Consider the following 14,144-nt stretch of genomic DNA (forward strand, 5'->3'; position numbering starts at 1 on the left):
GCGTCGCTTTCCAGTTTGCATTTCATCTTTCGACTTCTTGCTACCGGCTGCGTTTCGTTTCGTGTTCAACAGCAGAGGAACGAGATTATGCATACTTTTTTGGAAGTGTGCAAGTCATGCAGCATTTTTTTCACTTTTTTTTCGATGCGGCCGGCTTCGCTATAGTGTCGCCCCATGTCACGCCCTCTTTGCCTGCGCTGTAAGCGCCCCGAATCCCATTGTCTTTGCGCCCTGATCCCGACGCTGACTCCGCGCACCCGCGTGGTGGTGTTGCAGCATCCGAGCGAGGCGCGCCATGCGCTGAATACCGCGCGGCTGGCGGTGCTAGGGCTGCAAGGCGCGCGGCGCCTGGTGGGCGAGCGCTTTCAATATGAGCAGTGGGCCGAGCCTGGGTATGCACCCTGCGTGCTGTTTCCTGGCGAGGGCGCGGAGGTATTGATTCCGGGGTGCGCCGCCGCGACGGGCGGGCCGGTGCAATTGATCGTGCCCGATGGCACCTGGACTCATGCGCGCAAGCTGCTGCACATCAATCCGCAACTGGCCGCGCTGCCGCGCGTGATGCTGCCGGCCGGCCTGACGTCGCGCTACCGGGTGCGGCACGCGGACATTCCGGGTGCGCTGTCCACCATCGAGGCGGTGACGCACGCACTCAATGCGCTGGAGGCGCCAGGTAATTTCGATGAGCTGCTGCGGCCGTTCGAGGCCTTGATCGATGGCCAGATCGCGGGGATGGGGGCGGACCTGTATGCGCGCCATCATCTGAACCGCAAGGTGCCTTGGCGCTGAAGGTTGTCCGATCGAGCAATACTGTCCCGGGGGGGGCTAACGTTGGGGTGGGGGCATCACCATCCTTGTGATGGCCTTTGAATCTGGTCGCGGATGGGTCGGCACAGGGCAATTGATGCCGTGCAAAGCAGTTCACGCCAGACCATTCACGCAGCTCAAAGCAAAAACCCCGAAAATCTTGCGATTTCCGGGGTTTTCAACTTTTTTGCCAATGCTGTCTGTTTGATTTCACGGCGATGTTTTTTTCATCGCAAACCCAAACAGCCTCAGCTGAAATTCCGTGGTGCCCAGGAGAGGACTCGAACCTCCACACCTTGCGGCACATGGACCTGAACCATGCGCGTCTACCAATTCCGCCACCTGGGCACTGAGACATTCCAGTCAGAACTTTGTGATACGCTGCCACTTCGATTGCATGAGGTTTTTATTCCCATGTATTCAAAGCACATGTATTCAAAGCGTAATTGCAAAATCACTCTACAATCCGTCTGACCATTTCTGCTTCAGTGTTCAGCCTTGGGCGAACCACAGAAGCTGCGCATTATATACGGAAAAATTAGCTTTGGCAAAACGATCGAATAACGAATCGAACAACAACAGATCCACTCCGTTGCCGGAAGCGCCGCCAGACTTCGATCCCGATGTCCCGTCCCGTGAAGCCATCCTGAAAGCGCTGCGATCCGCGGGGGCGCCGTTATCTCCGGTGGAACTCGCCGAGCGCATGGGCGTGGAGCGTCCTGCGACGATGGTGGGATTCGAGCGCCGCCTGGGCGCGATGGAGCGCGATGGCCAATTGATGCCCAACCGCAAGGGCGTGCTGCTGCTGGCCACCAAGCTGGACTTCGTGGCGGGCAAGGTGCTGGGCCACCGCGACGGTTTCGGCTTCCTGCTGCGCGATGACGGCGGGCCGGACCTGTTCCTGTCGCCGCGCGAAATGCTCAAGGTGCTGCACGGCGACCGCGTGCTGGTCAAGCCGTCGGGCGAATACCGGGGCAAGCCGGAAGGCACCATCGTCGAGGTCATCGAGCGCCGCACCAACAAACTGGTGGGGCGCTTCCTGCACGAGCATGGCTTGTCCATCGTGGTGCCGGAAGACCAGCGCATCAAGCATGACATCCTGATTCCGCCCAGCGACACCAACGGCGCCCAACACGGGCAGGTGGTGTCGGTCGAGATCATGGAGCAGCCCACCCGCCATACGCAGCCGCTGGGCCGCGTGTCCGAGGTGCTGGGCGAGATCGACGATCCCGGCATGGAAATCGAGATCGCGGTGCGCAAGTTCGATGTGCCCGTCGAATTCTCCGAGGCCGCGCGCAAGCAGGCCGCCCGCCTGCCGGACGTGGTCCGCAAGGGCGACCTGAAAGACCGCGTCGACCTGCGCGACGTGCCCCTGATCACCATCGACGGCGAAGACGCGCGCGACTTCGACGACGCCGTCTATTGCGAGGCGGTCGAACTGGGCACGGGCCAGCGCAAGCGGCCGGGCTGGCGCCTGTTGGTGGCCATTGCCGACGTCAGCCACTACGTGCGTCCCGGCGACGCGCTGGACGATGACGCGCTCGAGCGCGGCACCAGCGTGTATTTCCCGCGCCGCGTCATTCCGATGCTGCCCGAGTCGCTGTCCAACGGCCTGTGCTCCCTGAATCCCGATGTCGATCGCCTGGTGCTGGTCTGCGACATGGTGATCCCGGCGTCGGGCGCCAAGGCCGGCACCGTTACGGCATACCAGTTCTACAACGCGGTGATGCACTCGCATGCCCGCACCACCTATACCAATATCTGGGCGGCGCTGCAGCAGCCCGGCGGCCCGGCGGCCCATGCCATGCGCGCCGTCATGCCGCAGGTGCAGAGCCTGTATGAACTGTTCCACCTGTTGTCGCAGAGCCGCAAGAAGCGCGGCGCGATCGATTTCGATACGGTCGAGACCAAGATCGTCTGCAACGAGCTGGGCCGCATCGAACAGATCGTGCCGTCGGTGCGCAACGATGCCCACAAGCTGATCGAAGAGTGCATGCTGGCGGCCAACACCTGCGCGGCCGATTTCATGACGCGCAGCAAGCATCCGGGCCTGTACCGGATCCACGAGGGGCCGACGCCCGAGCGCCTGCAATCGCTGCGCGAGTTCCTGCGCACGATGGGCCTGTCGCTGGGCGGGGGCGATACGCCCACGGCCAAGGACTACGGCGACTTCCTCGACTCCGTGCGCGGCCGTCCCGACTACCAGTTGCTGCAGACCATGTGCCTGCGCTCCATGCAGCAGGCCATCTATAGCCCGGACAACGTGGGCCACTTCGGCCTGGCCTATCCCGGCTACAGCCATTTCACCTCGCCGATCCGGCGCTATCCCGACCTGCTGACGCACCGGGTCATCAAGGCCTTGCTGGCCGGCCAGCGCTACGTGCCGAGCCTGGACGACCAGCCGGTCGTCATTGGCCGCACCCAGCGCGAGCACGAACACGCCATCTGGGAAAAGATGGGCCTTGTCCTGTCGGCCAGCGAACGCCGCGCCGATGAAGCCTCGCGCGACGTCGAGGCCTGGCTCAAGTGCTGGTTCGTCAAGGAGCGCGTGGGCGAGGACTTCAGCGGCACCGTCACCGGCGTGGCCAGCTTCGGCATCTTCGTCACGCTGGATACGCTGCACGTCGAAGGGTTGGTGCACGTGTCCGAGCTGGGCGGCGAATACTTCCAGTTCAACGATGCGCTGCACGAGTTGCGCGGCGAACGCACCGGCATGCGCTACCGCCTGACCGACAAGGTCCAGGTGCAGGTGTCGCGCGTCGACCTGGAGGCGCGCCGCATCGAGTTCCGCCTGGTGCAAGGCACCAGTTTCGACGCCCTGCGCAAGGCGTCCGCGCGTGGTCCGGACGAGGGTCCGCGCCGCGTCAAGAAGGCGGCGGCGCCCAAGCCGGCCGCGCTCAAGGGCCAGACCGCGAAGGAGCGGCGAGCCGAAGCCAAGAAGGCCGGCAAGCCGCCCAAGACCCCGCAACGCGCCGCGCCGGCCAAGAAGGCGGTGCGCAAGCGCCACTAAGGGGTAACATTGCGGCTATGGCCGGATACGTCCGGCGGCCCGCCCCCCTCTGGGGCGGGCATCCGTTTTTCTAAAGGTATTTGCATTTATGGCGTCGACCCAAGTCCTTGCCGGGTTTCACGCGGTTGTCGCGCGGCTACGCCACGCGCCCGACTCGATCAAGGAAATCTACGTAGAAGCGTCGCGTCGCGACAAGCGCATGCAGACGTTCATCGAGCAGGTTGAAAAGGCGGGCTGCCGTCTGCATCCGGTCGCCATGGAGCGCCTCGATGGCCTGGCGCGCGGCACCCGCCACCAGGGCGTGGTGGCGCTGGCCGAAGAGCGCCAGTTGGCGGTGGACGTGGATGAAGTGCTCGACGTGATCGAGGGGCCGCCGCTGCTGCTGATCCTGGACGGCGTGACCGATCCGCACAATCTGGGCGCCTGCCTGCGCACGGCGGACGCCGCCGGCGTGCATGCCGTGATCGCGCCGCGCGACCGCGCGGTGGGATTGAACAGCACGGTGCAGCGCGTGGCGTGCGGCGCGGCCGATACCGTGCCCTACCTGATGGTCACCAACCTGGCACGCACCATGCGCGGCCTGAAGGACCGTGGCGTGTGGCTGGTGGGCACCGACGACCAGGCGACCGACAGCATGCACCAGATCGACGCGCGCCAGCCGATGGCCTGGGTCATGGGGGCCGAAGGCGAGGGCATGCGCCGCCTGACGCGGGAGACCTGCGATCAGCTCGTGAACATCCCGATGCTCGGATCGGTCGAGAGCCTGAACGTCAGCGTGGCCAGCGCCGTCTGCCTTTACGAAACCGTGCGCCAGCGTCGCGCCTGAACTGTCTTTTCCATCGCTATCTTCCTTCCCGCGCAGCCCATCATGCACCAGAACGGCTTTACCACCACGATCCTCCATTCCGACCGCCAGCAATCCGTCGAGCACGGAGCGGTGCACAAGCCCATGCATCCCTCGTCGGAGTTCGCCTACGCCGATGCGCGCGAGCTGGCCGCGGTGTTCCAGGGCAAGCCTGGTTTCACCTACGCTCGCCAGGGGACGCCGACCACCACGGCGCTGGAAGCGAAGATCAACCACATGGAAGCCGGCAAGGGCACGGTGAGCTTTGCCACCGGCATGGCCGCGCTGGCCGCCATTTTCACCACGCTGCTGCGCCGGGGCGACCATCTGGTGTCGAGCCAGTACGTGTTCGGCAACACCAACAGCCTGCTGGGCACGCTGCTGGAACTGGGCGTGGAGATCACTTTCGTGGATGCCACCGATTCGGCGCAGGTGCGCGCGGCGATCCAGCCCAACACCCGCATGGTGTTCACCGAGACCATCGCCAACCCCGGGACCCAGGTCGCGGACCTGGCGGTCATTGGCGAAATCTGCCGCGAGAAGGGGCTGGTCTACGTCGTGGACAACACGCTGACCTCGCCGTGGATGTTCCGGCCGTCGACGGTCGGCGCGTCGCTGGTCATGAACTCGCTGTCGAAGTACATCGGCGGCCATGGCAACGCGCTGGGCGGCGCGGTCACCGACACCGGCCTGTTCGACTGGGCAGGCTATTCGAACATCTACGACGCCTATCGCAAAGGCCCCTCCACCGGTTGGGGGCTGACCCAGATCAAGAAGAAGGGCCTGCGCGACATGGGCGGCACGCTCGCGGCCGAGCCCGCGCATCGCATCGCGGTGGGCGCCGAGACGCTGGCGCTGCGCATGGCCAAGCATTGTTCCAACGCACTCGCGCTGGCGCGCTTCCTGGAAGAGCATCGCGGCGTGGCCAAGGTGCATTATCCGGGCCTGGCCAGCCATCCGCAGCATGCGCGCGCCGCGGCGCTGTTCGGCGCGCGCTTCGGCGGGCTGCTGGGCGTGGAGCTGGCCGACGGCGTGGACTGCTTCGATTTCCTGAACCGCCTGCGCATCGTGCTGATGGCCACGCACCTGGGCGACACGCGCAGCCTGGCGCTGCCTGCCGCGCACACCATCTACTACGAGATGGGCGCCGAGCGTCGCAAGCAGATGGGCATCGCCGATAGCCTGATCCGGGTGTCGGTGGGCATCGAGGATGAGACTGATCTGCTATTTGACTTCGATCAGGCGCTCAACGGCTGCCTGCAGGGATAATCGGGCGGGGCTTCGGCGCGGTGACGCGCCGGCCGTGACCTGCGCAGGAATCCATGCTCATACAGATCGCCGAAGTATTCACTCCCGACGAGGCGGCCGCCATCCGCCAGCGTCTCGATGCCGCCGACTGGGTGGATGGCAAGGTTACCGCGGGCTTCCAGTCCGCCTCGGTCAAGCACAACCGCCAGTTGTCCGAGCAGCATCCGCTGGCGCAGGAACTCGGCAACCTGATCCTGCAGCGCCTGTCCGGCAACAACCTGTTCATGTCGGCGGCGCTGCCGCGCAAGATCTTCCCGCCGCTGTTCAACCGCTACGAGGGTGGCGAGGCCTTCGGTTATCACGTCGACAACGCCGTGCGCGGCATCGCCGGCACCGCCGAGCGGGTGCGCACCGACCTGTCGGCCACGCTGTTTTTTTCCGATCCCGATTCCTACGACGGCGGCGAGCTCGTCATCGACGACACCTACGGTCCGCGCACGGTGAAACTGCCCGCCGGCCACATGGTGCTGTATCCCGGCACCAGCCTGCACAAGGTCAACCCGGTGACGCGTGGCGCGCGCGTGAGCGCGTTCTTCTGGATGCAGAGCCTCGTGCGCGAGGACAGCCAGCGTGCCTTGCTGCTCGATATGGACGTCGCCATACAGCGTCTGAACCAGGACGCGGCCGGCCATCCCTCGATCGTGCAGCTCACCGGCATCTATCACAACCTGCTGCGCCGCTGGGCCGATGTGTGAGCGAATTTCGGGGCGTTGCGCCGGTGTCGCGCAAACCCCGAAATGCGCGTTTTTGTTTATTGCGAAAAGGCCTAAAAGCTAGTATTGGTGCGGCTTGACGTGAGGTTTTCGCTTGACAGCCGCTCTACGCCAAGGCCTAATACATGTCTGCGTCGCTGACGGTTCACGGGCTCGAAAGCCCTTGAAACCTAGGCGGCGCAGCAGTTTAAAAGTTGTGCTTTGCAGCGCAAGAAAAAGTTTATCCACTAGTCTGTTCGTCGTTTGTCGGGTCTACGCGCAAGTCGTGATGTCCAAGATGGCAGCCATGATGAACTGCACTCCCGGCAGACTCCATACCTTGTGAGGGGTACACCTGAATGAACAAAACCGAACTCATCGATCACATTGCCAGCAAGGCCGATATCTCCAAGGCTGCCGCCGGTCGTTCGCTTGACGCCCTGATTGGCGCCGTCAAGACCACCCTGAAGAAGGGCGGTACGGTCACCCTGGTGGGCTTCGGCACGTTTGCCGTGTCGGCTCGCGCCGCTCGCACCGGCCGCAACCCGCGCACGGGCGAAACCATCAAGATCAAGAAGGCCAAGGTGCCGAAGTTCCGTCCGGGCAAGGCCCTGAAGGACGCCGTCAACTAATTGACGGATCGGCGAATCGAGCGGGCACGGCCTGCGTTGATTTGCCGACAGGTACGCGGTCCGGTATACTCCGGCCCGCGTATTGCTTTTGAGTACCCCGGCTAGCGTTTTCTCCGCAGTTCGTTCGCGGCGAAACCATCATCAGGACGGGTGCTTAGCTCAGTTGGTAGAGCGGCGCCCTTACAAGGCGTAGGTCACAGGTTCGACCCCTGTAGCACCCACCATCAGCAAGCCAAAACAGAAACCCGCACACGGTAACGTGGCGGGTTTTTTGTTTGTGCGCTTCGGGTTCGTATTTCGGCTTCGTGTTTCGTTCGCATGCCTGGGTTGCGGTATGGGTTGCGTGCATTGGGAGCGCGCGTTGGTGGTGTGCGTTGGTGGCGTGTATTCCGGCGCGGGGTTGGCGCCGCATCAGGGTGTTACGCTATTGCAGACGAAATATGACGTGCGAATCATTCGCATTTAAGCTATGATCTTTGGCTTGTACCGGTCAGCCGGCGTGCGCTCGTTGCGCGCGTTTTTTCCTGGCTGGCCAGATAAGTTAATGCACCCTGGCTGATTCATGCCTAGCTTTCAACGTGGTTTGAACTCTTCACCGCCGTCTTCCCTTGGTATACGCATAGGCGCAGGCCTGGCGGTCGTTGCGCTACATGCCGCGGTGGTCTATGCCATTTACCTGGCGCCCGAGAACCGCCCTGAACTGGAGGAACCCGAGGCCATCATGGTCAGTGTGGTGGATGCGCCCACGCCGCAGATCGCCAAAGCCGAGCCCACGCCGGAAGTGCCGCAGCCGGTGACGGAACCGCCGCCCGAGCCGCAGCCCGAGATCGAGCCCGAAACCGAACCGGATCCCAAGGTGGAGCCGGAACCCGAGCCCGAACCCGAGCCGGTGGTCGAGAAGCCGCCGATGCCGGCCCCCAAGCCGAAGCCCAAACCCAAACCCAAGCCCCAGCCCAAGCAGGAAGTCAAACCCGAGCCCAAGCCAGAGACGCCGCCGGTGGAAACGCCGCCGGCCGGCGCCACGGAAGGCGCGCAGACCACCCAGGCCCCGCGCCAGGGTCCGCCGCCCGACCAGATCCTGCAGGAAACCCAGATCGAATACCTGGGCGCGCGACCGATGCCCAACTACCCGATGGCATCGCGCCGCATGCGGGAAGAGGGGCGGGTGGTGGTGCTGGTGGAAATCAATACCCAGGGGCTGGTCGAGCGGGCCACGATCGACGCGTCCTCGGGCTTCCCCAGGCTGGACGAGTCGGCACTGGCCGCCGCGCGCAAGGCCCGCATGAAACCCTATAGCCGCAATGGCGTGGCATATCCCGCCAAAGCAAAGATTCCGTTCGATTTCGTAATGAGGAACTGAGATGTCCAACGCAATGCACAGCGCCACCCTGGTGGCGCAGGCGGCCACCAGCCCGGCAGCGGCTCCGGCGGCCGCGGCACCCGCCGCCGCCGCGGCGCCCGCCGCCGCCGCGGCACCCGCCGCCCAGCAAGCCGCGACCGCGGCCGGCGGCATCGTCCAGCAGGCCACCGGCGCCGTCCAGCAATCCGCGGATGCGCTGCACAGCGCCGCCGCGGCGCTGCCTGCGGTCGCCCCGGCGCCCGCGCCCGTCCCCGACATGGGCTTCCTGCACTTCGTCGCCCAGAGCGACTTCGTCGGCAAGAGCCTGTTCATCATCCTGATCCTGATGTCGCTGGTGACCTGGTACCTGATCCTGGTCAAGGTCGGCAGCAACATCAGCATGCGTCGCCGCTCGGTCGATTTCCTCAACAAGTTCTGGAACGCCAGCTCGCTGGAGCAGGTCGAGCACGAGATCACCACGCACGGCGCGCGCGATCCGTTCTCGCATCTGGCCAGCCACGCCATGCACGCCCAGGCGCACCACAACAAGTTCGGCGCCACCAAGCTGGAAGAGGCGGGTTCGAGCAGCGATTTCGTCACCCGCACCATGCGCAAGGTGATCGACGAGGAAACCGCGAAGCTCGAAAACGGCCTGACGGTGCTGGCCTCGGTGGGGTCGACGGCGCCGTTCGTCGGCCTGTTCGGCACGGTGTGGGGCGTGTACCATGCCCTGGTCGGCATCGGCCTGTCCGATGGCGTCACCATCAACCGCATCGCCGGTCCGGTGGGCGAGGCCCTGATCATGACCGGCCTGGGCCTGGCGGTCGCCATTCCGGCGGTGCTGGCCTACAACACCTTCGTGCGCAACAACCGCGTCTACCTGTCGCGCCTTGACGCCTTCGCGCACGACCTGTTCGCCTTCCTGACGACCGGCCAGCAAGTGGCGCTGTCGGACAGCAAGGTGCGCGCCCTGCGCCGCCAGCACGGTAACGGCGCCGCGGTCCAACGCGGGAGCGAATAATGGCTTTTGGCAGCTTCGAGGGCAAAGGGTCCGGCACCCATACGGTTTCCGAGATCAACATGGTGCCGCTGATCGACGTCATGCTGGTGCTGCTGGTGATCTTCATCATCACGGCGCCGCTGCTGGCGCATTCGATCAAGATCAACATGCCTCAGGTGGCCGCCGAGCAGATCGAGGAAGAACCCAAGACCGTGGACCTGGCCATCGATGCCGGGGGCGCGCTGTTCTGGGACGAAAAGCCGGTCAATATCGACGACCTGCCCAATCGCTTCAAGTCGATCGCCGGCACCAAGCCGCAACCCGAGATCCGCATCCGCGCCGACCAGAACACGCGCTACGAGACGCTGGCCAAGGTCATGGCCTCGGCTCGCCGCTCGGGGATGACACGCATCGGCTTCGTCACCACGCCGCCCTCGAGCGGGGCGGCGGCAGAGACCCCGGGCACCCCGGCGCCATCCGCCCGTTGAACGATTCCCAACAACGGGGCGCATTTCGCGCCCCGTTTTTTCCGGGATCGCGCTAGAATCGCGGCATGCGAGTTCTGGTAATCGAAGACGACACCACCCTGGGCCACGCGCTCCAGGAATTCCTGGCCGACCAAGGTTATGCGGTCGACTGGCTGACCGAGGGCGACCGGGTTCTGGGCGCACTGGCCGGCCAGCCGTATGACCTAATGCTGCTCGACCTCAATCTGCCCGGCATGAGCGGCCTGGACGTGCTGCGCCAGTTGCGCCAGGATGGCAACCAGGTTCCGGTGCTGATCCTGACCGCCCGCGACGGCATCGAGGACCGCGTCGCCGGCCTGGATGCCGGCGCCGACGACTACGTCACCAAACCCTTCGAGCTGCCCGAACTGGCCGCCCGGGTGCGCGCATTCGGCCGCCGGCGGGCCGGACAGGCGCAGCCGTTGATCGAGGTCGGTCCGCTGGTATTCGACACCGTCGGCCGCGAGGTGCGGGCCAACGGCCAGCGCCTGTCGCTGTCGGTGCGCGAGCTGTCCGTGCTGGAAATGCTGATGGCGCGCGTCGGCCGCGTGGTCACCAAGCGCCAGATCGTCAATTCGCTGTCCGCCTGGGACGCCGACTTCAGCGAGAACGCAGTGGAAGTCTATGTGTACCGCCTGCGCAAGCGCCTGGAAGGCACGGGCGCCAGCATCCAGACGGTGCGTGGCTTCGGCTACATGCTGGATGTGGAAACGGCCTGACGGCCCGGCTGGCCGCCCGAAGCCGGTTGGCCCCGCCAGCCCGCGGCGGCCTGACTCCCCATCCGCCCACAGCGAGGGCACCGCGTCATGACGTCAGAACGCATTCCTTCCGCTCCGCCCGCCCCACGCCCCTTGCTCCCGTCCCGCTCGCTCGCGCGGCATCTGGTCATCCGGCTGATGCCGCCGATCCTGTTGCTGGTGCTGCTGGACCTGGCCGCCACCTGGGTCATCACCCACAAGATCGACATGTCGCTGTGGATGCTGGAGGATTTCTTCTGGCTGATGGTGGTGGGGCAGGTGATGCTGATCGGCCTGTTCACCTGGGTGGTGGTGCAGGGCGTGCGTTCCGGCCTGCGCTCGGTCAATCATCTGTCCGAGGAAATCCGCCAGCGTTCCATCGACGACATGCAGCCGCTGGAAGTGGCCGGCGTGCCGGTCGAGATCGAACCGCTGGTCACTCACACCAACGATCTGCTGCTGCGGCTGGATGCCTCGCTGGCGGCGCAGCGCCGCTTCATCGGCCACGCCGCGCACCAATTGCGCACGCCGCTGTCCGGCCTGCGGCTGGAATCCGAACTGATGCTGGCGCGGCCCTTGCCCGACGACGTGCGCGCGCGCGCCGAACGCATCAAGGCGGTCAGTGACCGCATGATCCGGCTGGGCCAGCAACTGCTGGTGCTGGCGCGCGCCGATCCCAATGCGCGGCCGCAGGATAGTTTCGTGCGTATCGACCTGTGCGAATGGGTGCGGGCGCATGGCGCCGAATGGTTCCCGCGAGTGCGCGAAGCGCGCTATGAACTGGACCTGGTGGCGCCGGACGCGCCGATCTGGATCGACGCCGATCCCTTGTTGCTGGCTGAACTGCTGGGCAACCTGATCGACAACGCGCTGCGCTACGGCAACGCCACCGGCAAGATCACCCTGATCGTCGGCGCCAATCCGCCGTCGCTGACGGTGGAGGACGACGGCCCCGGCATCCCCCCCGAAGAACGCGATCGCGTGTTCGAGGCGTTCTATCGTTCGCCGTCAGTCACGGCCGGCGGTTCGGGGCTGGGCCTGGCGATCGTGCGCGAGATCGCGCACGCCCACGGCGCCTGGTGGAAGCTCACCAGCCGGCCCGATTTTTCCGGAACGCGGCTGTCGGTCGTGTTTCCCGGCCCTCGCAAGGGGGCTCAACTCACTCGGCAAGAACCCACATCATGAGCCAGGGCTCGGTCAGCGTTCCTTCTTCTTCCACCGGTGGGGCGCCCGCCGGCCACGCCCCGTCCTCCCGCGCCGCCCTCGTCCTGGGGGCGCTGGGCGTGGTGTACGGCGATATCGGCACCAGTCCGCTGTACACCCTGCGGGCCTGCCTGACCGGGCTGAGCGTGCACACCGACCTGGAGCCGGCCCACTTGCTGGGCGTGCTGTCCATCCTGTTCTGGATGCTGATGGTGGTGGTGTCGCTGAAATATGTGACGCTGATCCTGCGCGCCGACAACCGCGGCGAAGGCGGCACGCTAGCGCTGCTGGAGCTGGCGGTGCGCAACCGGGACGGCAAGCTGCGCTGGATCCTGATCGTGCTGGGCATCTTCGGCGCGGCGCTGTTCTATGGCGACAGCATGATCACGCCGGCGATTTCAGTGCTGTCGGCGCTGGAAGGGATTGGCATCGTTTCGCACACGCTGGATGCGTGGGTGGTGCCGCTGGCGCTGGTGGTGCTGGTGGCGCTGTTCGCGATCCAGTCGCATGGCACGGGCGCCATGGGCAAGCTGTTCGGGCCGGTGATGCTGCTGTGGTTCGGCACGCTGGCCGCGCTGGGCGGCTGGCAGATCTGGCAGACGCCCGAGGTGCTGGCGGCGCTCAATCCGATGTGGGGCCTGCGTTTCATCGTCGAGTTCCCGTGGATCAGTTTCGTGCTGCTGGGCGCGGTGGTGCTGGCGCTGACGGGCGCCGAGGCCCTGTATGCCGATATGGGCCACTTCGGCCGCCCGGCCATCCGCAGCGCCTGGTTCAGCATGGTGCTGCCGGCGTTGACGCTGTGCTATTTCGGCCAGGGCGCGCTGCTGTTGCGCGATCCCGGCGCGATCCGCAATCCGTTCTTCATGATGGCGCCGGAATGGGGCCTGGCGCCGCTGGTGGCGCTGGCCACGGTGGCCACCATCGTGGCGTCGCAGGCGGTGATCTCCGGCGCGTACTCGGTGACGCGCCAGGCGGTGCAACTGGGCTTCTGGCCGCGCATGCAGATCCTGCATACGTCGGCGGTGGAGAAGGGCCAGATCTATCTGCCGCAGGTCAATGCGCTGCTGTTGTGCGCGGTGCTGGTGCTGGTGCTGGTGTTCCGCAATTCGGACAACCTGGCGGCGGCCTACGGTTTCGCGGTGACGGGGACGATGCTGACGACCTCGGTGCTGGCGTTCGCGGTGCTGCCGCGCGGCACCACGGGCGCCAAGCGCATGCTGTGGTTCGTGGTGCTGGGCCTGTTGCTGCTGTTCGATGTGCTGCTGTTCTCGGCCAACGTGTTCAAGATCCATGAAGGCGGCTGGCTACCGCTGGTGGTGGCGATCGTGGTGTTCACGCTGATGATGACGTGGCGCCGGGGCCGCCGGCTGCTCTCGGACATGCAGCAGCGCGATCGCCAGCCGCTCAAGGAGTTCATGGAGCAGTTGGAGGCCTATCCGCCGTCGCGGGTGCCGGGCACGGCGATCTTCATGACGATGAATTCGGGCAACGTGCCGCCGGCGCTGCTGCACAACCTCAAGCACAACAAGGTGCTGCATGACCATGTGCTGTTCCTGACGATCCGGGTAGCCGACGTGCCCTATGTGTCCGAGGACGAGCGCTTCACGGTGCAGAAGATGAGCGCGTCGAGCTGGGCGGCGACGATCAACTACGGTTTCAAGGAAGATCCGGATGTGCCGGAGGCGCTGCGGTTGGTGGCCGAGGCGTATCCGGAGCTGGATCTGGAGCCGATGCGCACGTCCTATTTCCTTTCGCGGCAGACGGTGGTGGCGGCCAGGAAGCCGGCGCTGTGGCGCTGGCGGCGGGCGGTGTTCTCGTTCATGGCGCGCAATTCGACGCGGAGCACGAAGTTTTTCAAGATTCCGGCGAATCGGGTCGTGGAGATGGGGATGCAGGTGGAGTTGTAGGCGTTGTTGGGCTGGGGCGGTTGTTGTTCGAGTTCTTGAGACGCCCGTTGGCGGCTGCTGGGGCGGGTGGTTTTCGTGGCGTGCTTGCCTACAGTTTGTTGGCAGGGGCGAGTATCTTGTGGTTGTTGCTGACCCGTCCTGCCCTAGGTTGACACCTACGGG

Annotated in this window: 12 protein-coding genes and 2 tRNA genes; 13 read left to right on the plus strand and 1 reads right to left on the minus strand. The window is 65.3% G+C overall.

The annotated features are described in order from the left end of the window. Positions 1-174 precede the first annotated feature (174 nt). Positions 175-786, plus strand: coding sequence for a tRNA-uridine aminocarboxypropyltransferase (locus ACUDCK_RS08350; RefSeq protein ID WP_175168320.1), 612 nt, complete (start codon positions 175-177; stop codon positions 784-786). 281 nt (positions 787-1,067) lie between these two features. Here the strand turns inward: ACUDCK_RS08350 and ACUDCK_RS08355 are convergent. Then, a tRNA-Leu gene (locus ACUDCK_RS08355) sits at positions 1,068-1,152 on the minus strand. A gap of 196 nt (positions 1,153-1,348) precedes the next feature. Between ACUDCK_RS08355 and rnr the strand changes: the two genes are divergently transcribed. The 12 genes from rnr to ACUDCK_RS08415 all read left to right on the plus strand — a co-directional run bounded on the left by rnr (position 1,349) and on the right by ACUDCK_RS08415 (position 13,982). After that, positions 1,349-3,814, plus strand: a complete 2,466-nt coding sequence (rnr, locus tag ACUDCK_RS08360) for a ribonuclease R (RefSeq protein WP_054501293.1) — start codon at positions 1,349-1,351, stop codon at positions 3,812-3,814. A gap of 88 nt (positions 3,815-3,902) precedes the next feature. Continuing rightward, positions 3,903-4,640, plus strand: a complete 738-nt coding sequence (rlmB, locus tag ACUDCK_RS08365; protein WP_054433280.1) for a 23S rRNA (guanosine(2251)-2'-O)-methyltransferase RlmB — start codon at positions 3,903-3,905, stop codon at positions 4,638-4,640. Between the two features lie 42 nt (positions 4,641-4,682). Next, positions 4,683-5,927, plus strand: coding sequence for a cystathionine gamma-synthase family protein (locus ACUDCK_RS08370; protein ID WP_054501292.1), 1,245 nt, complete (start codon positions 4,683-4,685; stop codon positions 5,925-5,927). A gap of 53 nt (positions 5,928-5,980) precedes the next feature. Continuing rightward, the gene (locus ACUDCK_RS08375; protein ID WP_054501291.1) at positions 5,981-6,661 is read left to right on the plus strand and encodes a Fe2+-dependent dioxygenase; all 681 of its coding nucleotides are present in this window, start codon (positions 5,981-5,983) and stop codon (positions 6,659-6,661) included. A gap of 356 nt (positions 6,662-7,017) precedes the next feature. Continuing rightward, positions 7,018-7,290: an HU family DNA-binding protein gene (locus tag ACUDCK_RS08380; protein ID WP_003812968.1), complete on the plus strand. Its 273-nt coding sequence runs from the start codon at positions 7,018-7,020 to the stop codon at positions 7,288-7,290. Between the two features lie 148 nt (positions 7,291-7,438). Further along, positions 7,439-7,514, plus strand: a tRNA-Val gene (locus ACUDCK_RS08385). Positions 7,515-7,852: 338 nt separating this feature from the next. Then, positions 7,853-8,650: an energy transducer TonB gene (locus ACUDCK_RS08390; RefSeq protein ID WP_049072584.1), complete on the plus strand. Its 798-nt coding sequence runs from the start codon at positions 7,853-7,855 to the stop codon at positions 8,648-8,650. Position 8,651: 1 nt separating this feature from the next. Beyond that, on the plus strand, positions 8,652-9,650 hold the full coding sequence (locus ACUDCK_RS08395) for a MotA/TolQ/ExbB proton channel family protein (RefSeq protein WP_175168321.1): 999 nt from the start codon (positions 8,652-8,654) through the stop codon (positions 9,648-9,650). Then, positions 9,650-10,117 (plus strand): ExbD/TolR family protein, encoded by a 468-nt coding sequence (locus ACUDCK_RS08400; RefSeq protein ID WP_175168322.1) that lies wholly within the window; start codon positions 9,650-9,652, stop codon positions 10,115-10,117. The genes ACUDCK_RS08395 and ACUDCK_RS08400 overlap by 1 nt, the downstream gene beginning before the upstream one ends. A 65-nt stretch (positions 10,118-10,182) precedes the next feature. After that, the gene (locus ACUDCK_RS08405) at positions 10,183-10,854 is read left to right on the plus strand and encodes a response regulator transcription factor (protein ID WP_006218435.1); all 672 of its coding nucleotides are present in this window, start codon (positions 10,183-10,185) and stop codon (positions 10,852-10,854) included. A gap of 87 nt (positions 10,855-10,941) precedes the next feature. Further along, a complete protein-coding gene (locus ACUDCK_RS08410; protein WP_100504315.1) occupies positions 10,942-12,057 on the plus strand; it encodes a sensor histidine kinase in 1,116 nt (371 codons plus the stop codon). Then, on the plus strand, positions 12,054-13,982 hold the full coding sequence (locus ACUDCK_RS08415) for a potassium transporter Kup (RefSeq protein WP_064524117.1): 1,929 nt from the start codon (positions 12,054-12,056) through the stop codon (positions 13,980-13,982). Before ACUDCK_RS08410 ends, ACUDCK_RS08415 begins: the two co-directional genes overlap by 4 nt. Positions 13,983-14,144 lie beyond the last annotated feature (162 nt).

It is taken from the genome of Achromobacter sp. CF-sbj1-Ac2-l (assembly GCF_052698165.1).

Excerpts from the sequence above, each read along its gene's own strand:
- ACUDCK_RS08350 (WP_175168320.1), top strand. The coding sequence starts at position 175 with ATGTCACGCCCTCTTTGCCTGCGCTGTAAGCGCCCCGAATCCCATTGT.
- rlmB (WP_054433280.1), top strand. The coding sequence starts at position 3,903 with ATGGCGTCGACCCAAGTCCTTGCCGGGTTTCACGCGGTTGTCGCGCGG.
- ACUDCK_RS08370 (WP_054501292.1), top strand. The coding sequence starts at position 4,683 with ATGCACCAGAACGGCTTTACCACCACGATCCTCCATTCCGACCGCCAG.
- ACUDCK_RS08375 (WP_054501291.1), top strand. The coding sequence starts at position 5,981 with ATGCTCATACAGATCGCCGAAGTATTCACTCCCGACGAGGCGGCCGCC.
- ACUDCK_RS08380 (WP_003812968.1), top strand. The coding sequence starts at position 7,018 with ATGAACAAAACCGAACTCATCGATCACATTGCCAGCAAGGCCGATATC.
- ACUDCK_RS08390 (WP_049072584.1), top strand. The coding sequence starts at position 7,853 with ATGCCTAGCTTTCAACGTGGTTTGAACTCTTCACCGCCGTCTTCCCTT.
- ACUDCK_RS08395 (WP_175168321.1), top strand. The coding sequence starts at position 8,652 with ATGTCCAACGCAATGCACAGCGCCACCCTGGTGGCGCAGGCGGCCACC.
- ACUDCK_RS08400 (WP_175168322.1), top strand. The coding sequence starts at position 9,650 with ATGGCTTTTGGCAGCTTCGAGGGCAAAGGGTCCGGCACCCATACGGTT.
- ACUDCK_RS08405 (WP_006218435.1), top strand. The coding sequence starts at position 10,183 with ATGCGAGTTCTGGTAATCGAAGACGACACCACCCTGGGCCACGCGCTC.
- ACUDCK_RS08410 (WP_100504315.1), top strand. The coding sequence starts at position 10,942 with ATGACGTCAGAACGCATTCCTTCCGCTCCGCCCGCCCCACGCCCCTTG.
- ACUDCK_RS08415 (WP_064524117.1), top strand. The coding sequence starts at position 12,054 with ATGAGCCAGGGCTCGGTCAGCGTTCCTTCTTCTTCCACCGGTGGGGCG.